This is a genomic window from Klebsiella sp. LTGPAF-6F (assembly GCF_001753185.1).
Classification (GTDB): Bacteria; Pseudomonadota; Gammaproteobacteria; order Enterobacterales; family Enterobacteriaceae; genus Klebsiella; species Klebsiella michiganensis.
The window spans coordinates 3,719,124-3,742,777 of the sequence record NZ_CP017450.1 but is presented as its reverse complement, the minus strand read 5'-3'; the positions used below and the strand labels follow the sequence as shown (position 1 = coordinate 3,742,777).

Annotated in this window: 18 protein-coding genes and 1 pseudogene; 5 read left to right on the top strand and 14 right to left on the bottom strand. The window is 56.6% G+C overall.

Annotation, left to right across the window (positions count from 1 at the left end):
• Nucleotides 1-2: 2 nt before the first annotated feature.
• A complete protein-coding gene (gene ygfK / locus BJF97_RS17470; RefSeq protein ID WP_004851914.1) occupies nucleotides 3-3,107 on the bottom strand; it encodes a putative selenate reductase subunit YgfK in 3,105 nt (1,034 codons plus the stop codon).
• Between the two features lie 530 nt (nucleotides 3,108-3,637).
• Between ygfK and BJF97_RS17465 the strand changes: the two are divergent.
• Nucleotides 3,638-4,414: pseudogene (locus tag BJF97_RS17465) on the top strand (XdhC family protein); the annotation flags it as partial.
• Between the two features lie 111 nt (nucleotides 4,415-4,525).
• Here the strand turns inward: BJF97_RS17465 and arcC are convergent.
• The 5 genes from arcC to ygeW all read right to left on the bottom strand — a co-directional run bounded on the left by arcC (nucleotide 4,526) and on the right by ygeW (nucleotide 10,654).
• On the bottom strand, nucleotides 4,526-5,458 hold the full coding sequence (gene arcC, locus BJF97_RS17460; protein ID WP_032694089.1) for a carbamate kinase: 933 nt from the start codon (nucleotides 5,456-5,458) through the stop codon (nucleotides 4,526-4,528).
• Nucleotides 5,459-5,470: 12 nt separating this feature from the next.
• Nucleotides 5,471-6,877 (bottom strand): dihydropyrimidinase, encoded by a 1,407-nt coding sequence (gene hydA / locus BJF97_RS17455; RefSeq protein ID WP_004851908.1) that lies wholly within the window; start codon nucleotides 6,875-6,877, stop codon nucleotides 5,471-5,473.
• A gap of 50 nt (nucleotides 6,878-6,927) precedes the next feature.
• A complete protein-coding gene (locus tag BJF97_RS17450; RefSeq protein WP_004851906.1) occupies nucleotides 6,928-8,139 on the bottom strand; it encodes a YgeY family selenium metabolism-linked hydrolase in 1,212 nt (403 codons plus the stop codon).
• 63 nt (nucleotides 8,140-8,202) lie between these two features.
• Nucleotides 8,203-9,402: a diaminopropionate ammonia-lyase gene (gene dpaL, locus BJF97_RS17445; protein WP_014838771.1), complete on the bottom strand. Its 1,200-nt coding sequence runs from the start codon at nucleotides 9,400-9,402 to the stop codon at nucleotides 8,203-8,205.
• A 64-nt stretch (nucleotides 9,403-9,466) separates the two neighbouring features.
• Nucleotides 9,467-10,654, bottom strand: coding sequence for a knotted carbamoyltransferase YgeW (ygeW, locus tag BJF97_RS17440; RefSeq protein ID WP_014838770.1), 1,188 nt, complete (start codon nucleotides 10,652-10,654; stop codon nucleotides 9,467-9,469).
• Between the two features lie 490 nt (nucleotides 10,655-11,144).
• Here ygeW and BJF97_RS17435 point away from each other — a divergent pair, with 490 nt between their 5' ends.
• A complete protein-coding gene (locus tag BJF97_RS17435) occupies nucleotides 11,145-12,929 on the top strand; it encodes a sigma-54 interaction domain-containing protein (protein WP_025108444.1) in 1,785 nt (594 codons plus the stop codon).
• 339 nt (nucleotides 12,930-13,268) lie between these two features.
• Entirely contained in the window at nucleotides 13,269-13,439 is a 171-nt protein-coding gene (locus BJF97_RS34755; RefSeq protein ID WP_004900141.1) for a hypothetical protein, read from the top strand.
• Here BJF97_RS34755 and BJF97_RS17430 read toward each other — a convergent pair.
• The 4 genes from BJF97_RS17430 to pth all read right to left on the bottom strand — a co-directional run bounded on the left by BJF97_RS17430 (nucleotide 13,436) and on the right by pth (nucleotide 17,101).
• Entirely contained in the window at nucleotides 13,436-14,053 is a 618-nt protein-coding gene (locus tag BJF97_RS17430) for a Fic/DOC family protein (RefSeq protein ID WP_014229759.1), read from the bottom strand. The two genes, BJF97_RS34755 and BJF97_RS17430, sit on opposite strands and share 4 nt — an antisense overlap.
• Nucleotides 14,054-14,221: 168 nt before the next feature.
• Nucleotides 14,222-15,229 (bottom strand): tyrosine-type recombinase/integrase, encoded by a 1,008-nt coding sequence (locus BJF97_RS17425; RefSeq protein ID WP_074193846.1) that lies wholly within the window; start codon nucleotides 15,227-15,229, stop codon nucleotides 14,222-14,224.
• A 75-nt stretch (nucleotides 15,230-15,304) separates the two neighbouring features.
• Entirely contained in the window at nucleotides 15,305-16,399 is a 1,095-nt protein-coding gene (ychF, locus tag BJF97_RS17420; protein ID WP_032694087.1) for a redox-regulated ATPase YchF, read from the bottom strand.
• 117 nt (nucleotides 16,400-16,516) lie between these two features.
• Nucleotides 16,517-17,101 (bottom strand): aminoacyl-tRNA hydrolase, encoded by a 585-nt coding sequence (gene pth, locus BJF97_RS17415; RefSeq protein ID WP_004121831.1) that lies wholly within the window; start codon nucleotides 17,099-17,101, stop codon nucleotides 16,517-16,519.
• A gap of 272 nt (nucleotides 17,102-17,373) precedes the next feature.
• On the opposite strand from pth, the gene ychH reads away from it, so the two are divergent.
• Both ychH and BJF97_RS17405 read left to right on the top strand, forming a co-directional pair.
• Nucleotides 17,374-17,649, top strand: a complete 276-nt coding sequence (gene ychH / locus BJF97_RS17410) for a stress-induced protein YchH (protein WP_004103160.1) — start codon at nucleotides 17,374-17,376, stop codon at nucleotides 17,647-17,649.
• A gap of 209 nt (nucleotides 17,650-17,858) precedes the next feature.
• Nucleotides 17,859-18,905: a MerR family transcriptional regulator gene (locus BJF97_RS17405; protein ID WP_032694085.1), complete on the top strand. Its 1,047-nt coding sequence runs from the start codon at nucleotides 17,859-17,861 to the stop codon at nucleotides 18,903-18,905.
• On the opposite strand, the gene dauA is transcribed toward BJF97_RS17405, so the two are convergent.
• The 4 genes from dauA to lolB all read right to left on the bottom strand — a co-directional run bounded on the left by dauA (nucleotide 18,906) and on the right by lolB (nucleotide 23,424).
• Nucleotides 18,906-20,585 carry a C4-dicarboxylic acid transporter DauA gene (dauA, locus tag BJF97_RS17400; RefSeq protein WP_014229756.1) on the bottom strand — a complete coding sequence of 560 codons (1,680 nt, stop codon included), beginning with the start codon at nucleotides 20,583-20,585 and terminating at the stop codon, nucleotides 18,906-18,908. It abuts the gene before it with no gap.
• Between the two features lie 249 nt (nucleotides 20,586-20,834).
• Nucleotides 20,835-21,782: a ribose-phosphate diphosphokinase gene (gene prs / locus BJF97_RS17395; protein WP_004103157.1), complete on the bottom strand. Its 948-nt coding sequence runs from the start codon at nucleotides 21,780-21,782 to the stop codon at nucleotides 20,835-20,837.
• Between the two features lie 182 nt (nucleotides 21,783-21,964).
• Nucleotides 21,965-22,813, bottom strand: coding sequence for a 4-(cytidine 5'-diphospho)-2-C-methyl-D-erythritol kinase (gene ispE / locus BJF97_RS17390; protein WP_177341159.1), 849 nt, complete (start codon nucleotides 22,811-22,813; stop codon nucleotides 21,965-21,967).
• The gene (lolB, locus tag BJF97_RS17385) at nucleotides 22,813-23,424 is read right to left on the bottom strand and encodes a lipoprotein insertase outer membrane protein LolB (protein ID WP_004851888.1); all 612 of its coding nucleotides are present in this window, start codon (nucleotides 23,422-23,424) and stop codon (nucleotides 22,813-22,815) included. Before lolB ends, ispE begins: the two co-directional genes overlap by 1 nt.
• Between the last annotated feature and the right edge of the window lie 230 nt (nucleotides 23,425-23,654).

The window sequence follows — 23,654 nt, the reverse complement described above, 5'->3', positions numbered from 1 at the left end:
ACTCATACTTCAACGCCTCCGAGAAGATAGCTTTGGTGCTGATGAATATGGCTTATGATGCGGCACATGGCGTCCAGCTGGGCCGGTACCTCGTTAAACTGGCCGCGGTCGTTAATTTCCAGCTGCCACGTCTGGTCGTCCTGACGCACTTTGACGCTGGCGCCCGCGACGAAGAAGCCCGGATTGGTGCTGTTGACAAAATCCTGCTCCAGGCTGAACACGGTGATTTTGTCTTTATACGGTTTTCCCTGCCACGGGCAGAACTGAGCGCAGTTGCCGCATTCGTTGCAATAAGCGTCCAGATGCAGGGTCTGGAAGCGATTCTGGAAGCCCGGCACGGCCACGGAAATATTGGCGCGGTTCGGACAGACGTCGACGCACTTGCTGCACACGTAGTTGCACTCCAGGCAGCGGCTGGCTTCCTGCTCGACAAAAGCCTCGCGCTGGTTTTTATCCACCAGCGTGACGGCGATGGCGCCTTTACGCTGGTACACCTTCGCCGGATCGACGTTGTTCCAGACTTTGTTTCCGTAGCTGCTGGCGATATTTTCCCGGGCCAGGATCGCGTCCGTGGCCCGTCGCGCGTTGCCGATAGCGGAGACGATAGAAGAGGGGCCGCGCTGAACGTCGCCGATCAGGAAAACGTTCGGTTTGCTGGTCTCGCCATCGGCGTTGACCACCGGCCAGCCCTGCGGGTCGAGCGGGATCCCCATTGCCGACAGCGCTTCGCCGTCCTGCTGCTCGCCGATGGCGGTAATCAGAGAGTCGACTTGCAGGGTGCGAATCTCATCGGTCTCCACCGGGCGGCGGCGGCCTTTCTCATCCGGCTCGCCGAGCTTCATGACGCGTACGACGAGCGTCCCGTCGGCGTTAAACTGTTCCGGGTTGCATAGCCACTCGAAGTCGACGCCGTCGAGCAGCGCCTCATCGTACTCTTCGCGCCAGGCGGGCATCTCTTGCTGCGAGCGGCGATAGACGATGGTCGCGCTCTGCACGCCGGGTACGCGCAGCGCCGCGCGGGCGCAGTCCATGGCGGTGTTGCCGGCGCCGACCACGGCCACGCGTTTGCCCAGGTTCAGCTCGGCGCCGCGGTTAAACTCGCGCAGGAACTGCAGCGACTTATGCACGTTCTGGTTATCGCCGCCCAGCTTCACGCCGCTGTTTTTATCGGTACCGGTGCCGACCAGCACGTAACGAAAACCCTTCGCCTGCAGTTTTTCCACGCTCAGATGCGGATCGCAGCCGTACTCAATTTTGACGCCGTGGGCGACGACAAAATCGATATCGTGCTGGATAAGCTCGCCGGGAATGCGGAACTGCGGAATGATATTCTTCACCACGCCCCCGGCGCTGGCTTCGCGTTCAAAAACCGTGACCGGATGCCCGGCGCGGGCGAGGAAGTATCCGGCGGCGAGACCGGCAGGGCCTGCGCCGATCACCGCTACCGGGTGCCGGGAGCCGGATCCCGCGGGCTTATGCCAGCGGCTGCGGTACTCGTCCCAGCCTTTCTCCAGCGCCACTTTTTTCAGCTCACGGATGTTGAGCGCGCTGTCGTAATCCAGACGCGTACAGTTGTACTGGCACTGGTGGTCGCAGATATGACCGGTGATGGCCGGCAACGCGTTGCGCTGATAGATCAGCTCCAGCGCGTCGGCGTAGCGATGCTCGCCCAGCAGGCGGATATACTCCGGAATATCCTGCTTGATGGCGCAGGCCGTCACGCAGGGGGCGACGTAGCAGTCCAGCAGCGGCAGCGGCTCGCCGGTATCAATGCGCTCTTCCGGCTTCCACTGTTTCTGGGTGTAGTCCATGCTCACCGCTTTTTCCGCCAGCGCGTTGAGGCGCTCGACGTCGATCTGCGTCATGTTCCAGCCGTCGGCTTTCTCCAGCTCGCGCATGCACTCGCTCAGGCGCAGATATCCTCCCGGCTTCAGCAGGTCGGTGGCCATGGTGATAGGGCGAATGCCGGTGTCGAAAATCTCGCGAATGTTGAGCTGGCTGGCGCCGCCGGAGTAGGAGATCGGCAGCTTGCCGTCAAACGCCCGCGAGAGCAGGGCGGCTACGTTGATCGATAGCGGGAATAGCGCGCGGCCGGACATATACATTTCATCTCCCGGCAGCGCTCCCTTGTTGTTGACGGTGCCGAGGGTGTTGGTCAGCTTGACGCCAAAGCCGAGGCTGCGCGCTTTCGCCAGCGCCATCAGGCGCGTCAGCATCTCCAGCGCCCGGTCGATCTTAAGGTCGTGGTCAAACGACGCTTCGCTAAGGCCGATATAGCCGAAGCCGCAGGCGTCGAGGATCTGGCGAACGCGCGGATAGCCGAGCAGGGTCGGGTTGAGCTTCACAAAGGTATTGAGATTTTTCTCCGTCAGCATATAGCGGCAGATGGCTTCGATCTCGTCCGGCGGGCAGCCGTGCATGGTTGAGAGGGTGACGCCCTGAACCAGCCTGGCCGGCACGCGTTGAGCCAGATTGTCCAGCCCGTCTTTGCGCGCGCAGGTTGGCAGGCTGTCGATAAAGGTTCTATTTTGCAGCCAGCGGTTCAGGGTGTCGCGGTACTGGGCGAATTTAGGATGGGCGGAGGCGTCCATCATGTTGTCGATAAATTCCTGCATTGGCGGCTGCTTAATACCGTCAAGGTTGTAGCCGACGCTCATATTGAAAATAAACGACTTGCTCTCTTTATGGGTGCCCAGCGGAAAGACCTGCTCCAGCAGATGCAGCGTGAACCAGGCTTTCAGGTACTCATCCCAGGCTTTTTTGAGGGTAAATTCGGTGGACCACTCGGTGTTGAAGCACTCATCTTCGGCATCGATGCAGGGCTTTTCCAGCTCCAGGCGGTCAAGGATCTGTACGGTTTTCAGCTCGATAAACCGCCCGCCGGTTAGCCAGGCGGTAATAATGTTCTGCGCCAGCTGGGTATGCGGCCCGGCTGCCGGGCCGAGCGGCGTCGCGCAGCTTTCGCCGAATACGCCGATCGACCGCTGCGCCTGCGGCGTATAAAACTGTTGCTCGGGGATGCCAAAAATAGTCCGCTGACTCTGATACTCGTCGAAAATGCGCGTTAAAAGCTCCTCAAACGGCACGGGACGCATTATATCTCCCATAACCCTCTCCTTAGATATCATTGTAAGATCGACATTGCCGGTGGTAATCATCCCGACGGATAACGAAAGAGGAGCAACAATCACACCAGTTATTCAAACCGCGGCGGTAGAATAATTAATTTGTGAACCAGGTCGAAACTCGACGCGAATGCGTGAATAATTCCACAGCGGGGAAATGAGAACTCAAATCAATACGCTTTATCATTCGGCGAGATTTCTCAAAATCAGATCCTGAATATCAGAATGATAATTTATGCCGGCCGTTCGGCGGTGATTTCAGCGGGCGGCTTTCTTTTATCGCGGCGACAGAGGAAATATTCGGCGTAGGATCCCGGTTGCAGCGTCATTACGGCTAACGAAATGACCTGTCTCACAATTTGCGATGAAAAACGGCGGCTAAGTATAAATATTGCATAGTCGATACGGGTCGCTGCGACGCTATTTCAACGCCGGGTAAACTCTCAAACTGAGAACCCGGGAAATATCGCAGGTAAACAAATAGAGCCGTAAACATCGCCTTTGAGGTTGGTATGAATATTTTTGCAGAAGCAGCACGACTTGAGGAGCAGAATCGCCCCTTTGCCCTGGCGCAGATTGTCGAAAGTCGGGGCTCCACCCCCCGACACTCCGCTCAGATGCTTATCCGGGAGGACGGTTCGATTGTGGGCACCATTGGCGGCGGAATGGTGGAGCGTAAAGTCATCGATGCGGCGCTGGAAGCGCTGCGCGAAAGGGCGTCGCGAATGTTTCACGGCCGCATGGCGCGCACCGGCAGCGACGCCGTGGGCTCCGACTGCGGCGGCGCGATGTCGGTTTACATCAGCGTGCACGGCCTGCGCCCGCGCCTGCTGCTGGTCGGCGCCGGGCACGTTAACCGCGCGGTTGCCCACGCCGCGGCGCGGGTGGATTTTGACATCTGCGTCGGCGATATCTATTCCGCCAGCCTTTGCCCCGACGCTTTTCCGCTTTCGGCGCGGCTGGTGCACGCTGCCAGCTTTACGGACGTGGTGGAGGCGATGGCGGTCCGGCCGCAGGATTTCGTGCTGATTGCCACCAACAACCAGGATCGGGAGGCGCTGGACAGGCTGATAACCCAGCCGGTGGCGTGGCTGGGGCTGCTGGCCAGCCGGCGGAAAGTGCAGGCCTTTGTCCGCCAGATGCGGGAAAACGGCGTAACGGAGGCGGATATCAGCCGTCTGCGGGCGCCGATTGGCTATGACATCGGCGCCGAGACGCCAAACGAGATTGCCATCAGCGTGCTGGCGGAGATCCTGCAGGTGAAAAACGGCGCGCCGGGGGGGCTGATGAACCAGGTGAGGCAAGCGTGCCAGCCGGATTGTCTGGCTGAGGCGGTGGAGGTCTGAGCTTCTGCGAGGGAAATGTTGCCGGGAGGTTCCCGGCAACCCGTGGCGTACAGCTTATTGGCTAATAATGGTGCCCGTTTTTCCTTCAATCCCCTCTTTGGCTTTGCTCAGCATCGTGATCAGCGCTTTACGCCCCGGCCCTGAGCGGGCGAAGGCGGCGGCGGCTTCCACTTTTGGCAGCATTGAGCCTTTGGCAAAGTGCCCCTCTTCGATAAAGCGTTCGGCATCGCGCAGGGAGAGGTTATCCAGCCACTGTTCGTCAGGTTTACCGAAGTTGATCGCCACCTTTTCTACGGCGGTGAGAATGATCAGCAGGTCGGCGTCGATCATCTCCGCCAGCTTCGCGCTGGCCCAGTCCTTGTCGATAACCGCGCTGGCGCCGCGCAGATGGTTACCCTCGCGAATCACCGGAATGCCGCCGCCGCCGACGGTGATCACCACGTGGCAGTCATCCATCAGCGCTTTTACCGTTTGTTTCTCGATAATATCTACCGGCATGGGCGACGCGACGACGCGACGGTAGCCGCGCCCGGCGTCCTCTTTCATGATGTAGCCGTTTTGGCTCAGCTTTTCAGCCTCTTCTTTGCTGAAGAACGAGCCGATGGGCTTGGTCGGATTAAGAAATGCCTTATCGTTAGCGTCCACTTCCACCTGGGTTATCAGGGTCGCCACCGGGATATCCAGCTGGCGCGTTAGCAGTTCTTCACGAATCGCGTTCTGCAGGTCGTAGCCGATGTAGCCCTGGCTCAGGGCCACGCAGACCGACATCGGCAGCATGGGCGTATGGGCCTCGGTTTTTGCCGCGGCTTCGAAGGCCTGGTTGATCATGCCCACCTGCGGACCGTTGCCGTGAGTGACCACCACCTGGTTGCCAAGGGCGATAAGATCGACGATCGTCCGTGCGGTGTGTCGTACGGCCTGCATCTGTCCGGCGAGATCGTCGCCCAGCGCATTCCCGCCGAGAGCGAGAACAATTTTTTTACTCATAGCTTCCTCTCATTACGTTTCTGTTCCGCTGACGGCCTGGTGAGCGGTGGAAAAGGGTTGTCGGCGTAAAAAGCGGCCCTGTCCGGCGATGCCGGTAAAGGTGCCGTTATCAAAGATCACTCTGCCGTGGGAGAGCGTCTGGCGAATCGCGCCCTGACAGATAAAGCCTTCATAGGGTGAATAGTCGGCGTTGTCGTGCAGCATGGCATGACGGATGGTGGTGGTACGCTGCGGATCGATGATAACCACGTCGCCATCGGCGCCGGGCGCCAGCAGCCCCTTCTGCGGCCACAGGCCAAACAGCTTCGCCGGGTTGGCGCTGGTGAGCGCCACAAAGCGCTCAGGGGTGATGCGCCCGGTCATCACGCCGTGCGAAAACAGCAGCAGCAGGCGGTTTTCCACCCCCGGCAGGCCGTTCGGGCAGCGGCTAAAGTCGCCGCCGGAGATCTGCCTGCGCTGCTGCGCAGAGAACGCGCAGTGGTCGGTGGCGACCGTGTCAATATCTCCATCATGGATACCGCGCCATAGCGCATCGTTGTTGCTGGCGTTGCGCAGGGGAGGGCTGAGCAGATAGTTAAGCGCGTCTTCGCGCTCGTAGCAGCGCTCGTCCAGCAGCAGATACTGCGGACAGGTCTCCACCCACACCGGCTGGTGGCGTCTTCTGGCGAGGCGCAGGTACTCCAGGCCCAGGGCGTTGGAAAGATGCACGATATACAGCGGCGCGTTTCCCGCCAGCTGCGCGAGGTTGATCGTTCGGGCGATGGCTTCCGCCTCGCACTCCAGCGGGCGGCTCAGGGCGTGATAGCGCGGTGCGGTTTTACCGGCGTTGATAAATTCCGCCCGGCGCTGGGCGATGGCGGCATCGTTTTCCGGATGCACCGTCGTCAGCGCGCCGGCGCGCTGCAGGTGGCGCATCGCCTGCAATATCTCATCATCGCTGAGTTTGTACTGGTAGGTCAGATAGAGCTTAAAGCTGCTGATGCCGCTATCCACCATCATCGGGATCTCGTCGAGAATGCCGTGGTTAACGTGCTGGATAACGCCGTGAAAACTGTAGTCGATAACGGCTTTATAGGCGGCGTAGCCGCGATAGACCTCGAACTGGTGGCGCAGGTGGCAGCCGACGGGCCCGAAGCCCATATGATCAACAATAGTGGTGGTACCGCCGCAGGCCGCGGCCCGGGTGCCGGTAAAGAAATCATCGCAGCTGCGGGCGAGACCCACATCAATATTGAAATGCGTATGAACGTCGACGCCGCCGGGCATCACGTAGCAGCCCTCGGCGTCAATCACTTCGCAGGGTTGTTCTGCCTCAATAGAACTGGCAAGGCGCTTGACGAGGCCATCTTCAATGAGCAGGTCCTGCTTTACCTGTCCGTCGGCGTTGACGACGAGGCCATTTTTAATCAGTACGCGCATAGAAACCTCAACATACCGCCGCAGAGCGCGGCGGCAGACAGGACGAACAATTACTCCGTGGCCAGCCAGCTCAGCGGGATAGCGGCATACATCGCGGCGCAGGTTACCAGATGCGATTTCCAGGTTTTCTCATTCGGCGCATGCGCCTCCGGCTCTTTCCCAGGCCCAAAGCCGATAACCGGAATGCCGTGGCGGCCCATAATGGAGACGCCGTTGGTGGAGAAGGTCCACTTATCCACCACCGGCGCTTTGCCGAACAGACCTTCATAGGCGTTGCTCAGGGCGCGAACGGTGAAGTGGTTCTCTTCCACTTTCCAGGTCGGGAAGTAGCATTCGGTCGGGTAGACCAGGCCGGTCCAGGAGGGGCGTTCGTAGTTGTACATCGAGACCACCGCGGCGGCTTTTTTCACCGCCGGCAGCGCGCGGATCTCTTCCAGCGCGCCTTCCCAGGTTTCGCCCCAGGTCAGACGGCGGTCAATGGAGACGGCGCAGCTATCCGCTACCGCGCAGCGGCTCGGCGAGGTGAAGAAAATCTCGGAAACGGTCAGGGTGCCTTTGCCGAGGAATTCGTCATCGCCCAGCTTGTGCGAAAGCTGTTCCAGCTCGGTGAGAACGGGCGCCATTTTGAAGATGGCGTTATCGCCGCGCTCCGGGGCGGAGCCGTGGCAGCTGACGCCCTGAACCTCCACGCGGATCTCCATACGCCCGCGCTGTCCGCGGTAAATCTGGCAGTCGGTAGGTTCGGTGCTGACCACGAATTCCGGACGTATGCCGGATTGTTCAATAATGTACTGCCAGCACAGGCCGTCGCAATCCTCTTCCTGAACGGTACCGGTCACCAGCAGGGTATACTCATCTTCCAGGCCCAGATCTTTAATGATTTTACCGGCGTAAACCATGGAGGCCATTCCGCCCTCCTGGTCAGACGCGCCGCGTCCGCCGATCAGCTCATCGGTCTCCATACCTTCGTACGGGTCGAAGTTCCAGTTCTTGATGTTGCCAATGCCGACGGTATCAATGTGCGCGTCCATGGCGACCAGACGCGGGCCGTGGCCGATGTAGCCCAGCACGTTACCCATCGGATCGATTTCCACTTTGTCGAACCCGACTTTCTCCATCTCCTCTTTGATACGGTGCACCACGCGCTTCTCATCGCTGCTTTCGCTGGGGATGGCGATCATATCGCGCAGGAAGCGGGTCATCTCTTTTTCGTATTGTTTTGATTTTTCCAGGATCGCGTTGAACGGAATTTGCTTAGCCATAAGGATGTTCTCCAGTTCTGAATACGGGGGTCCCGCCGGGCGGGAGGAATGTTGATCAATCGGCTACTGCGCGGCCGGATGTTTGCCTTCCCAGACGACTTCGCGATAGTGCTTAACGTCGGTGTCGCCTTCGGTGCTAATCACCAGCACCACGGAATCGCTATCCAGCTTGAGCTTGTGCATCAGCGCTTCGCGCTGCGGATGGAAATAAATCGCCGCCAGCAGGCCGAGACCGACGGCGCCGGATTCGCCGGAAATAACGCGCGGATCCTGGCCCGCCGGGTTTCCCAGCACCCGCATGCCGAGGGCGGCGACGGCGTCCTGACAGGAGACGAACTGCGTGGCGCAGTTGCGCAGCACTTCCCAGCCCAGCGGGTTGGGCTCACCGCAGGCGAGACCGGCCATAATGGTGGCCATATCGCCGCTGACGTTGACGATCTGGCCCTTCAGCGCAGAGCGGTAGAGACAGTCGGCCAGCTCCGGCTCGACGATAATGGAATGGAGATGCTTCGCGCCGTAGACATCGGCCAGGTAGCCCAGCACGCCGCCCGCCATCGCCCCCACGCCGCCCTGCAGAAGCACGTGCGTCGGACGGGCGATACCCATTGAGGAGAGCTGTTCTACCGTTTCATCGGCGAGGGTGGCGTAGCCCTGCATAATCCAGGTCGGAATTTTCGTGTAGCCTTCCCAGGCGGTGTCCTGCACCACCTCCCAGCCGTTTTTCTGCGCGGTCTGCATGGTAAAGCGGACGGTGTCGTCGTAGTTCATGTCGGTGACGATACACTCGGCGCCGAGGCGCAGTATGGCGTCAACCCGCTCCTGCGCGGAGCCTTTCGGCATATAGATGACGGCGTTCTGGCCTAACTGGCGGGCTGCCCACGCCACGCCGCGGCCGTGGTTGCCGTCGGTGGTGGTGGCGAACGTCATCTTCTCTTTGATGCTGGATTTGAGCGTTTCGAAGGAGAGATCGTTGATATCTAAATGATATCTTTCACACAGCAGCCGGGCGATAGCATAAGAGCCGCCGAGCATTTTGAAGGCGTTGAGGCCAAAGCGCCGGGATTCATCTTTAACGAGGATTTTTTGTACCCCAAACAGCGCGGAAAGTTCGTTCAGCGCCACCAGCGGCGTAGGCTGATAGCCGGCGATCTTTTGATGAAAGCGGCGAGCCTGCTGCGCCTGCTGGCGTGAAAACAGCGGTGAAATCTCTCCGTTAAAAAAACGGTTTTCGGCAATATCCATTTTCAGTGAGAAAGCAGACATACTCGATCCTTATCCTTTTTGAAATGCGAAAGTCGTGGGGCTGGCCCGCAGGCCAGCCTGGGGATTATTTGATGCGTTTCTGCGCTTCCTTGAGCAGCTGCTCCAGCACCTTGCCCGGGTTCGCGTATTTGCGGCAGACGATCATCGCGGCGATGATGTACGGCTTCCAGCTGGCCTCTTTGTAGGTCGGGATCCGGTACTTCTCGAAGACTCCCTCGGTGACTTCGCCCGCGTCGCAGGAGACGCCGGTGATATCCGCCGGCAGGCAGTGCATATACAGCGCTTCACCGTCGCGGGTGTGCTTCATCATCTCTTCCGTACAGTGCCAGTCTTTATGGCCGGCGTTCTGCTCAAGGCAGGCTTTCTCCAGCGCCTTCAGACCTTCATGGTCATTTGCGCGCAGCAGTTCGGTGCGTTTTTCCATTACCTTGTACGGCGCCCAGGATTTCGGATAGACGATATCGGCGTCTTTAAAGGCTTCCTCCATGCTGTTCACCTGGCGGAAGCTGCCGCCGGAGGCCTGGGCATTGTTTTTTGCCACTTCGATAACGTCAGGGATCAGGTCGTACCCTTCCGGGTGGGCGAGGGTGACGTCCATACCGAAGCGGGTCATCAGGCCGATAATGCCCTGCGGCACCGAGAGGGGTTTGCCATAGCTCGGCGAGTAGGCCCAGGTCATGGCGATCTTTTTACCTTTCAGATTCTCCAGCGAACCGAAGTGCTCGCGCAGCCAGGCGAGATCGGCCATGGATTGCGTCGGGTGGTCGATATCGCACTGCAGATTGATCAGCGCCGGTCGCTGCGGCAGGACGCCCTGCTTGTGGCCGTCGTCCAGCGCTTCGCCGACTTCGCGCATGTAGGCGTTGCCCGCGCCAAGGAACATGTCATCGCGAATGCCGATGGCGTCGGCGCAGAAGGAGATCATGTTGGCGGTTTCACGGACCGTTTCGCCGTGGGCAATCTGCGATTTCCCCTCATCCAGATCCTGTTGCGCCAGCCCTAACAGATTAAGCGCGGAAGCGTAGGAGAAGCGGGTACGGGTTGAGTTATCGCGGAACACGGAAATACCCAATCCGCTGTTAAACACTTTGGTGGCGATATTTTCAGCGCGTAGCGTTTTTAGCGCGGCGGCGACGTCCAGCACCTGTTTCAGCTCATCCGGCGATTGTTCCCAGGTCAGCAGAAAGTCTTTCTCACTGAGATGAGAGTTAAGTTTATTGATATCCTTAATCAGTTCGTTAACAGTTTTCATGTTTCAATCCTGGTCGTGAATGACGGCTTATTGATTGCTGTGCGGTCGGATATGCAGAGTTGCCGAATTAGCGACTGCCAGCGCTGTATTACCACTAACAATAAGCGTGCCAAATCCTCCGGGAGAGGCGGCGGAGAGGATTGAATAGTTAAGATTATGCCAGGTCTGTCACGAATTCAGGCGAGTTATCCCGGGAAGATAAAGGTGAAAATTTCCCCCCCACCGTCCATTTCTGCGGGACAGGCGCGGGTTGCCGCCGTAAATAATGCGATTATCATCTTCACATTGCGCCAATATGATAAAAACCGCGGCAAATTTATCATAATGATAAGAAACTGTGATAGCTCTTGCATATTTAAGATAAGGTGGGGGAATTGGCCCTATCTATATCAACGCGGGTGGCTAAAAGGAGTGGTATCATTCCCCGCAGATAAATAAAGCCGCTTCGCTTGACGCCGAACAGGTGAGCAATAATAGAAGGCCGATAGACATGATACCGTCCAAAGCACCCTCCATTTTAATGCAGATTCAGCCTACAATTCAAAAGTTTGCAAGGATGTTATCCAGCGTGCTGCAGCTGGAGGTCGAGATTGTTGATAACGAATTATACCGGGTCGCCGGAACTGGCGCTTATAGTAAACAGATTGGCTATAAATTAAATTCAAATTCACGGCTTCTGCGTTACATTATTGAAACACAGACCGAGAAGGTCGTTACCCATTCCCGCTTCGACCCCCTGTGTAAAGACTGTAACAATAAGGAGAAATGCGAAGAGAAAGCCTTTCTTGGCACGCCGGTGATGTATCACGACCGCTGCGTCGGCGTTATTAGCCTGGTTGCGCTGACGCGCGAGCAGCAGGAACGTATAAATGCGAATATCCAGGAGTTTTCTGATTATGTTCGTCATGTCTCAACCATATTCGTTTCCCGCTTTTTGCAGGAGCGGGCGGTCGGCGACAATATCCATAAAATATTTTTAACCATGATCGAAAATATGGATCAGGGCGTACTGGTCGTGGGCAACGATCAAAGAGTCAAATTTGCCAACCAGGCCGCTTTGAAAATAATGAGCGTCACTCAGGGACAGGTGATTGGTAAGTCAATCCAGTTTCAGCCGTTGACCTTCGAAGATAATTTCAAGCACGGCCACATGCAGCACATTATCTCCTTTGACGATCGCAAGGAGCTCATTATCGGCCAGCTGCACGCGGTGCAGGATCAGTGGTTATTTTTAATGGCGTTCCATCAGTCGCACTCTTCGGCCGATTTCAGCTGCGGGCAGGAAGGGCCGCAGATTGAGGCGATGGTGGGGGAGTGTCGACCTATGCGGCAGTTGAAAAAGCTCATCAGCCGCGTGGCCCCGAGCCCCTCCAGCGTGATGATTGCCGGTGAAAGCGGGACCGGGAAAGAGGTGGTTGCCCGCGCTATCCACAAGCTCAGCGATCGCCACGCGAAGCCCTTTATCGCGATTAACTGCGCCGCGATACCCGAGCAGCTGTTAGAAAGCGAACTGTTTGGCTACGTGAAGGGGGCGTTTACCGGCGCATCGGCAAACGGTAAGACCGGCCTGATTCAGGCGGCCAATAGCGGGACGCTGTTTCTTGACGAAATTGGCGATATGCCGCTCACTCTGCAGGCCAAGCTGCTGCGGGCCATTGAGTCACGTGAGATTCAGCCGGTGGGCGCCAGCCATCCGGTTCAGGTCGATATTCGTATCATATCCGCGACCAATCAAAACCTGGAACAGTACATCGCGGAAGGGAAGTTCCGCGAAGATCTCTACTATCGTCTGAACGTGATTCCGCTGCGTCTGCCGCCGCTGCGCGAACGTCAGGACGACATTGAACTGCTGATTCACTATTTCCTGCATCTGCATACCGGTCGTCTCAATCTGGTTTATCCCGGCGTCGCGCAGGACGTGATCGATTTCCTTAAGCGCTATCGCTGGCCGGGCAATATTCGCGAACTCAGCAACCTGATGGAGTACCTGGTCAACGTGGTGCCGTCGGGAGAAATCATCGATATGTCGCTGCTGCCGCCGAATCTGTTAAGCAGCGGAGAAGCGGCGAGCCAGGCGACGTCGTCGGCTTCAGCGCCAGCGACCCTCACTCAGGAGGAGAATGTGACGGCGCTGGAGGAGATGGAGCGGCAGATGATCCGCGATGCGCTCTCTCGCTACAGTAATAAAAAGCAGGCGGCGGATGAGCTGGGCATCGGCATCGCCACGCTGTATCGCAAAATAAAGAAATATTCGCTGGCGGCGGGTCAGAACTGACGGGAACGGCGGGCAATAAAAAATCCACGCGAGCGCGTGGATTTTGTGGATGGCATGACGGCGAAGAAACGCTTAGACGTTGAATCGTGATTTGATATTTATTGAATTGATATTTAATGTTTTTATTTTTGATTTTTATTTTCATACTCATGTCTGTACTCACTTTAGTTGATGCTGCTATCTGAGGCTAGTTACCACTGACCCTGGCCCAAATTCAGTGCAGTGCTAAATCAGAGCTAGATGGCCCCTTGATGACGTCGGGCTACAGATGATGTGAAGTCGTGTCGAAACCTTGATATAATGAGTGCAGATTACACATTCGATAGCTGAGGAATCGCGATGAGCAATGACAAGAAAACGCAGGTGTATTACGTTAAACCGTCTCGCGCTGACATTGTTCGCTCGGTAGCAACGTCAACCGCCGTTGAGACGGGGCAGTCTTCTGAGAAGATCGAAGCTTCGCTTGAAGCGACGCGCAAAAAGTTCGCCCATCTTCGTCTTGCTGTTTAATCACGTCTTAACGCAGTACCGACCCAATAACACATCGGGCCGTAGTCCATTGACATACCTGCGTGGATAGCCGAAATATATTCGGCTTTGTTTTGCTCCCAGCTTTGATAATCCAGCGGCCTGTGTCCCCCCTGAACTGCCATCACATCAGCTAAAAGTCGTGATAAACGTCCATTGCCTTCCCGGAATGGATGGATGAGTATCAGCTCTACATGGGTTACAGCAATAGCCTCTATGATCTGTTCTTCGCTCATGTTAGTGCATGGTGTATATCGGGCAAGGTATTTAGCGTCGAATTCGTGTATTAGTTTTGGCAACTGTGCAGAGGGCGCGAACATAAAGCCCCCTTTGCTGATATTGACAGTCCTTTCTTGCCCGGCCCACTCATAGATGTTTCCCAGCCAGCGGCGATGCCAGCTTTTCAGCAAAGCAACGGTGATCTGCCCTGCTGGAAACTGCTCTTCAAAAATGCAGTGATAGAGCTTCTCTAACAGCACAAGCTCCGCTTCGTCCATCTCACCAGAATCAGCAATCCCCAGCTTATTTGCCAGAACTTGCTCATCGGAGTTTTTCTCATATTGTCCTTCACTGCCAGAGACACGGTATCGGCTCATGGGAACATCCTGCGCTAATGGGTGCTAAGAAATTATAACGCTGGGTGAGGAGAGTAACAATGGTCGTATAATCAGATAGTTACAAAAGTGTAGACTGAAATATAGTTTTTATAATCTGATGGGAAATTATCGTTAGTAATCAGCATTAACAGACCAATACATCATGGTTTACGAAACATCAATAGTGCTGCGCGCGCTTCCTACCCATTCTTCAGGTTTATTTGCCCAGTCCTGCATCATAACCTTTCGCTCATCAAGATAAGTTGCATGGTTGTATGTGCGACGAACATTGTTGGTATCAGCGTGCGCAAGTTGGGCCTCAATAGCATCAGGTCGATAGCCCATCTCGTTTAAACGGGTACTTCCTGTGGTTCGGGTTGCATGTGGGCTATATGTACCACTCCAGCCGAGGCTTTTACGTAGCTGGCGCAGCGAGTGCGATGTCATTGGACCTAACGGATTATCCCTGCCCGGGAAAAGGTGCTGCCGATGCCCGGTTAATCCCTGTAGTGTTCTGAGCATTTTGATAGCTTGGGAGGGTAGGGGAATAACGTGTTCTCTGCGGGCTTTCATTCGCGCTGCCGGAATTGTCCACAGGGCGTTATCAAGATCGAATTCTGTCCATTCTGCTTCGGTGGCTTCTGCAGGACGCGTCAATGTCCACCACATAAGCCACATACAATAGTTAACCTGGTACGAGCCACGACTATTATCAAAACAGTTTAATAACTTTCCGATTTGCTGAGGATTCAGTGCTTGTTTGTGCTGTGTCTTATTGGCCGGAAGGGCCTTGCGCACAGGCCGTACAGGATCGCTATCAGCTCTAAGCGTTGCAACTGCTAACTCAAAAACTGATGAAACGGTGCGGCGAGCTTCAGCGGCAACTGTCGGTGCTCCTCGTTTAGCAGTTTCTTGAAGAATTCTAAGGATGTGGTGTGGAGTGACCTCTCTGATTGGGAGCTTACCTATTGCGGGGAAAACCACACGTTCAAGCATATCCAGTCGGCGCGTTTTGGTAATTTCGGCCCAGTCTTTCATCTGCAACCACTCTTTAGCGATCAGCTTAAAGGTGTTGGAGACGTCGTTGACCTTGCGGATCTTATCTAACTGGCGAGCCTGTGTCGGGCTAACTCCATCTGCGACTTGCTTACGCGCTTGCTGAAATGAAAAATCCACGCAATTGCGTGGATTTTGTGGTTTTTTTCGATGTTCATGAGGTTCAATGAAACCTCATGAGACAACAAATTTTATTTAGACGTTGAACAGGAAGTTCATCACATCGCCATCTTTCACGATGTAGTCTTTACCTTCAGCGCGCATTTTCCCGGCTTCTTTGGCACCCTGTTCGCCTTTATAGGTAATAAAGTCTTCATAGGCGATGGTCTGCGCGCGGATAAAGCCTTTTTCAAAGTCGGTGTGGATTTTACCCGCGGCCTGCGGGGCAGTGGCGCCGACGGGGATAGTCCAGGCGCGCACTTCCTTCACCCCTGCGGTGAAGTAGGTCTGCAGGTTCAGCAGCTCGTAGCCGGCGCGGATAACGCGGTTCAGGCCCGGCTCTTCGAGACCCAGCTCGGCCATAAACTCATCGCGGTCGGCATCGTCCAGCTCGGCGATATCGGACTCAACGGCGGCGCAAACGGCGACCACCACAGAACCTTCGGCGGCGGCGATTTCGCGGACTTTATCGAGATAAGGGTTGTTCTCAAAGCCGTCTTCGTTGACGTTGGCGATATACATGGTCGGCTTCAGGGTCAGGAAGCTCAGATATTTAATCGCCGCTTTGTCTTCGTCGGTCAGGTTTTTCAACGAACGCAGCATACCGGCATTCTCAAGGTGCGGCAGGCATTTTTCCAGCGCCGCCAGCTCGGCTTTCGCGTCTTTATCGCCGCCTTTGGCTTTCTTCTGCACGCGGTGGATAGCGCGCTCGCAGGTGTCCAGGTCGGAGAGCGCCAGCTCGGTGTTGATAACGTCAATATCGTCAGCCGGATCCACTTTATTGTTAACGTGGATGATGTTGTCGTTTTCGAAGCAGCGCACCACGTGACCGATAGCTTCGGTTTCGCGGATGTTGGTCAGGAACTGGTTGCCCAGGCCTTCACCTTTCGACGCGCCTTTAACGAGGCCTGCGATATCAACGAATTCCATCGTGGTCGGCAGAATACGCTGTGGTTTGACGATTTCAGCCAGTTTGTCCAGACGCGGATCGGGCATCGGCACGACACCGGTGTTCGGCTCAATGGTACAGAAGGGGAAGTTGGCCGCTTCAATACCCGCTTTAGTGAGCGCATTGAACAGGGTGGATTTGCCGACGTTGGGCAAACCGACGATACCGCATTTGAATCCCATGATTTAAATCACCTTAATCTTTGGATAATCAACCTGTTACAGTGAACAGATTGCAGAAAAGTAAATAGCTTCGCCTATTATACACGGTGCGTGACAAAAATTCCGCACGCCGACCGGTTATTGCGCTTTAAAAGCGTGTAAACGGTTGGTCGCCTTAGTCAGGCCATCCTTCAGCCACACCTCGGTGCAGCGTGCCGCTTCGTCAACGGCCTCATCAATCAGCTTCTGTTCGCTGGCGGGCGGCTTGCCCAGCACAAAACCGACAACTTTATTTTTATCGCCCGGATGGCCGATTCCCACGCGTAAGCGGTGAAAGTTCGGGTTATTGCCCAGCTTGCTGATGATGTCTTTCAGGCCATTATGGCCGCCGTGGCCGCCGCCCAGCTTAAACTTAGCCACGCCTGGCGGTAAGTCGAGCTCATCGTGGGCGACCAGGATTTCGTCCGGGTTGATGCGAAAGAAAGTCGCCATCGCGCCGACGGCTTTGCCGCTCAGGTTCATAAAGGTCGTCGGCACCAGCAGGCGGACATCCTCGCCGGCAAGGTTAATCCGCGAGGTGTAGCCGAAGAATTTGCTCTCTTCGCGCAGCGGCGCGCGGTGGCGTTCAGCCAGTAAATCCACGTACCAGGCGCCGGCGTTATGTCGGGTCGCTGCGTATTCTGCGCCGGGGTTCGCCAGGCCGACAATTAATTTTATGCTCACTTTTTTATCCTGCTTGGATCGTTCTCTGGCGCGTAGTGTACTGTCTGCGCGCGCGGTTGACAAAATTCTGCCAGCGAAACGCACCTGCCACAGATAATCACGGGTTTGAATAATTAGAATTTGATGTTGTTCAGTGGGTTATTTGTAAACTTTTGTTGGCAAGATGTTCGCTTCTGTGATCGTCCACGCAATCGCTATATTGGCCATTGTCTATACTACACCTATAAGATTTGGGGATATTCCCATGCAACCCAAGGTTCCGGAGGTGACATATGAAACGCAGAAACGCTTCGTTACTCGGTAATGTGCTGATGGGGTTGGGGTTGGTCGTCATGGTTGTCGGCGTTGGTTATTCTATTTTAAACCAGCTTCCGCAGCTTGACCTGCCGCAGTTTTTCGCACACGGCGCGATCTTGAGTATCTTTGTCGGCGCGGTACTGTGGCTGGCTGGCGCCCGTATCGGCGGTCATGAACAGGTTAGCGACAGATACTGGTGGGTTCGCCACTACGATAAACGCTGCCGCCGCGATCAGCATCGCCACAGCTGAGTGAATTCCAGACCGCCAGCCGTTGTGAACGGCTGGTGCGTTTTCATGCCGCCCGTTCAGGCTGCCCGCTTGTTGGTGTCTCAAATTCTCCTTTCTCTCTTCGTCTTTCTTCGCCACCGTCTGCCTAATACAATTCCTGTACAGAACGCTTGACCCTGACGTCACGTCAGGCAGCAGAGTGGCGCCACTGGTAAACGAAAGGAGCAGTCATGTTAATTCAGGTGGGTGAACTGGCGAAGCGCGCCGGCATAACCGTCCGCACGCTACATCACTATGAACAAACGGGACTGCTGACGCCTTCGGCCAGAAGCGCGGCGGGTTACCGGCTCTATAATCTGGCGGCCGTTCAGCGACTGCATATGATCAAAGCGCTGGCGCAGGCCGGGCTGGAACTCGCCACTATCAAGGACTATCTCGACCGGGACGCCTTCTCGCTGTCCGACCTGCTGGTCAAGCAGATCGCCACCCTCGACCGGCAGCTGCAAACCCTCTCCACGCTGCGCCAGCGCCTGGCGCTGCTGCGTGAAGAGCTGGACTGCGGAGACGAGCCCGACCTGGAGTCCTGGCTACAAATGCTGGAGCTAATGAAAATGTACGATCGCTGGTTTAGTCAACAGGAATTACAGGTGCTGCCGTTCGCAGAGCAGGATGCGCAGCGTAACCAGATATGGCTGGAGCTGGTGGGTGAAGCGCAGCAGCTTATGGGCGAACGCTGTCCGGCCGATGAGCCTCGGGCGATTGCGCTGGCCACCCGCTGGATGGCGCAGCTGGAGCAGGATACCGCCGGCAGGCCGGAGTTTCTCACTCGCCTGAATGAGATGCACGCCGCCGAACCGCAGATGCGCGAACAAACCGGGGTGACGCCGGAGATGATTGATTTCATTACCCGTGCTTTTGCCGAAAGCAAGCTGGCCATCTGGGCGCGCTATCTGAACGCCGAAGAGCTGGCTTTTACACGGCAGCACTATTTCGATCGCCTGATGGAGTGGCCGGCGCTGGTGGCCGAGCTGCATCGGGCCTGTCGTGAGAAGCGGGAGCCTGCCTCCGCGGAGGGTCAGCAGCTGGCGCAGCGCTGGCTGGCGCTGTTCCAGTCTTACGCGGGAAAGGATCCGCACACGCAGCAGAAGTTTCGTTATGCCATGGAGCGGGAGCCGCATTTAATGAAGGGAACGTGGATGACGCCGGAGGTGCTTGGCTGGCTTCAGCAGGCGATTGGCGTAATGATGCGGCAGGCGCCGGGGCCTGCCGCCGGGTAATTAAATATCCGCCAGCGCGGCGCTGCGGTCCGGGTAGAAGCTCAGGCGGCCCGGAATCGGTTTAACGCCTGCCCGCGCCAGGGTACGCAGGGGCTGAAATTCCAGGTTCGAGACGCGTAGCTCACAGCCTTCCGGCAGCTTATTCACGAAGCGCTGGAAGGCATCCAGCCCGCCGGCATCCAGCACCGGCACCGCATCCCACTTCAGCACGACGATACGCTTGCCAGCAATCCGCGTTTCCAGATCGGTAAACAACCCTTCCGCGGCGGCGAAAAACAGCGGACCAATGACGCGCAGCACCAGTACGTCATCGGGAACCTCAACGTTGACCGGCGCGAGGCGGGTCATCCGCGCGATCCGGCGCATAAACAGCAGGGAAGCCAGCACAATACCGACGCTAATAGCGATGACCATATCAAACAGGACGGTCAGCGACATACACATCAGCATGACGATAATGTCGTCTTTTGGCGCATAGCGCAGCAGGTTAACGACCTTGTGCGCTTCGCTCATATTCCATGCCACCATCAGCAGCAGCGCTGCCATCGCGGAAAGCGGCAGCCAGGAGAGCAGAGGGGCAAGCACCAGCAGCGCCATGATCACCAGCAGCGCGTGGATCACGGCGGAAACCGGCGAGGTCGCCCCGGCGCGAACGTTGGCCGCCGAGCGGGCGATAGCGGCGGTGGCGGTAATGCCGCCGAAGAACGGCGCGACGATATTGCCGAGCCCCTGGCCAATCAGCTCGCTGTTGGCCTTGTGTTTGGTGCCGGTCATGCCGTCCAGCACCACGGCGCACAGCAGGGACTCAATCGCCCCGAGCATGGCCATGGAAAACGCCGCCGGCAGCAGCGCCTGCAGCGAGGACCAGCTGAGGGTGAAGTCCGAACCGGGCATATCCCACGGCAGCACCAGCTGCGGCAGCAGCTGCGGAATACCGTTGCCCTGGCTGCCGTCGGCGAGAATATAGTGGAACTGAGAGCCGATGGTGGCGACGTGCCCGCCAAGCAGGTTGACCACGCCCATCACCGCGCAGCCCGCCAGCAGGGCCGGCAGGTGGCCCGGCAGACGAATCCCCAGACGCGGCCAGATAATCAGCGTGCCCAGCGTGACAACGCCGATGGCTGCATCGCCGGGGTTAATGGTCGGCAGCGCCATCGCCAGCGCGCCGACTTTCTGCAGATAATGTTCAGGCACGTGGGCCATCTGCAGACCGAGAAAATCTTTAATTTGCATGGTACCGATGGTGATACCGATCCCGGAGGTGAATCCGAGGGTGACCGATAGCGGAATATACTCAATCAGGCGGCCAAAGCGCGCCAGGCCGAAAAGAATCAGGAAGATCCCCGACATCAAGGTGGCGACCAACAGCCCGGCGAGCCCGAACTGCTGCGAGACCGGGTAGAGGATCACCACGAAAGCGGCGGTTGGCCCGGACACGCTGAAGCGCGAGCCGCCGGTTAAAGCAATTACGATCCCCGCCACCGCGGAGGTATAGAGACCGTACTGCGGCGCCACCCCGCTGCCAATTGCCAGCGCCATCGCCAGCGGGATAGCGATAATCCCGACGGTAATCCCGGCAATCACATCACGAGTAAACCGCGAAGCGGTATATTTTTCTTTCCAACAAGCGTCGATGAGGGCGCGGAAAGGCATCACATGTGAGGAAAATAATCTGTTCACAATAATGTTTCATCCATGAGCGCATCATCTGTCAACTAAATGGCAGGTGAAGGAGGCATCGGTCATTTCCACGTCATCCTTCGGGATGCCTCTGTGTTGGCTGCGTTCATTTACCCCGGTCTCGTACTGCCTGTACGCTGCCGGAGATTCATTCACTTGCCGCCTTGACGCATGCCGAATGATTTTGTGGAGAATAAAAGGTTCAGAGACAAAAAAACCCGCCGCAGCGGGTTTTTGAGCCGGGCTCGATTAATGTTCGAACATAGCAGAGATAGATTCTTCGTTGCTGATACGACGAATCGCTTCGGCCAGCATACCAGACAGCGTCAGAGTACGTACCTTTTCCAGCGCTTTGATTTCCGGCGTCAGCGGAATGGTATCGCAGACGACGAATTCGTCAATCACAGAGTTTTTGATGTTCTGGATGGCGTTGCCGGAGAAGATCGGGTGCGTGGCGTAGGCGAATACGCGTTTCGCGCCGCGCTCTTTCAGCGCTTCCGCAGCTTTACACAGGGTACCGCCGGTATCGATCATATCGTCAACCATTACGCAGTCACGGCCGGCGACGTCACCGATGATGTGCATCACCTGAGAAACGTTAGCGCGCGGACGGCGTTTGTCGATGATAGCCATATCGGTATCGTTCAGCAGCTTGGCGATAGCGCGAGCGCGAACCACGCCGCCGATGTCCGGAGAAACCACGATAGGGTTATCCAGGTTCAGCTGCAGCATATCTTCCAGCAGGATCGGGCTGCCGAATACGTTATCCACCGGAACGTCAAAGAAGCCCTGAATTTGTTCTGCGTGCAGGTCAACGGTCAGAACGCGGTCAACGCCGACGCTGGACAGGAAGTCAGCAACCACTTTCGCGGTGATAGGCACACGAGCAGAACGAACACGACGGTCCTGGCGAGCATAACCGAAGTAGGGGATAACAGCGGTGATACGACCTGCCGAAGCACGACGCAGAGCATCAACCATAACAACCAGTTCCATCAGGTTGTCGTTGGTGGGAGCACAAGTGGACTGGATGATGAAAATATCACCACCGCGTACGTTTTCATTGATTTGTACGCTGACTTCGCCGTCGCTAAAACGACCTACAGCGGCGTCGCCAAGAGAAGTGTACAGGCGGTTGGCAATACGTTGTGCTAGTTCCGGGGTGGCGTTACCAGCAAAAAGCTTCATATCAGGCACGAGAAGAACCTCAGGCATGCGTCCAGTGGTGGATGAAATGGGCCAAAAACGGTGCGGGTGGGCACGATTTCATCCAGGCGGTGTATTTAAAGAGCCCGATGCAACGTCTGGAACAGGGTGACGTTGTCACCGTAACTCAGTTTCCCCGGCGTTTTCACCAAATTTGCTATAATGAGCAGAACTTAGCGCAGCGCCTGCTTGAGCGGAGAGATATTAACACCTCGCGCTACGAAGCCATGCAGCCATGCCGGGGCTTTTTCAAGCACCTGACGAGCGGCGGATTCAGTGTCAAATTCAGCAAACACACATGCACCGGTGCCAGTCAGGCGCGACGGCGCATATTCTAACAGCCAGGAAAGCGCTGCATCAACCTCACGAAAACGTTTTCTTGCGATAACCTCGCAATCATTGCCGAATTTACATTTTAATAACGTATTAATTGACCTTGACGGGGTATTGCGCGGGAGTTCCGGATCGCGAAAAATGATCGGCGTGGGAATGCTCACTCCCGGATGGGCCACCAGATACCATTTTTCCTCCGGTTCGGCCGGGGTGAGAATTTCCCCGACGCCTTCGGCAAAGGCCGCATGGCCGCGCACGAACACCGGCACGTCGGCGCCCAGCTGCAGACCCAACGCCGCCAGCTCATCTTCCGAGAGATGGCAGCCCCATAAGTGATTCAGCGCCACCAGTACGGTCGCGGCGTTGGACGAACCGCCGCCGAGGCCGCCGCCCATCGGAAGAACCTTGTCGATGCTGATATCGGCGCCGCTGCCCACAGGAAGCTTCCCGGCCTGGGCTGCGGCCTGCATTAAAAGCCTGGCCGCGCGAATAATCAGGTTCTCTTCATCCGGCACGCCGTCAACCGGCGTCAGCAGACGCAGCTGGCCATCGTCGCGCGGTTCAATCGTCAGCGTGTCGCCATAATCCAGAAACTGAAACAGCGTCTGCAGGGTGTGGTAACCGTCGGCGCGCTGCCCGGTAATATACAAAAACAGATTCAGCTTTGCGGGAGAAGGCCAGCGGGTCATCATTTCACAATCCAGTTATCCATTTTCAGCTTGATGCGCTGACTGCCGTCGTTAAGCTCCATATTGGCCGGTAGCGAAGGTTTGGTGTCCGAGGTGTAGCCACCGTAGGTGACGTGCCAGGTTTTGCCGTTTTGCGTGTAGTTCAGCTCGCGCAGGCGGTACTGGTCGTCAAGCGAGTAGTCGGTGGCCTCGCCCGGCAGGCCAATAATCCACTGGCGCAGGCTGTTGAGCGGAATCGGCATGCCGGTCAGGCGGCCAATCATCTCTTCGGCATCGGTCGCCGTGTAGGTCTGGCCTTTATTGTCAATCAGCTGCACGCTGCCCGGCTGGGCGGTTAACGACAGCTCGGTGCTGCCGAGGGGGTTAGTCAGCAGCAGGCGGTAGCGGTCCTGGCCGGTTTGCTGCCAGAAGAAGCGGGCATAGACTTTTTGCTCATCAGAAAGATAAGCAAAAGCGCCGCGCGTCTGGAACTGATTAAGATTGCGGACATCTTGCTGGTGCTGACGCCACTGTGGAGAATCCGGGCTTTTACCCGGCCCTTTCGGAGCATTAATCGCACAGGCGGTCAGAACGAGGCTTGCCAGCGGCAACAGGCGGAACAGTCGATTCATAATGATGACAAATCCTTGATGTCTACAGTGAAATGCGGCGAATGGGAGAAACAGGCGGCCGATTTGTGTAGCGGGTTACAATTATAACCATTAATGCTAGCGTTGCCGGACGGTAGCGTCTACGTTCAAGTTGTCTGAAATCAAAAAATTACCGTTAATGGCTATTACAGATTAGCTATTACTCCAAAAGGGGAGCCTCTCTTTTATTGATTACGCGCATCCTGTATGAT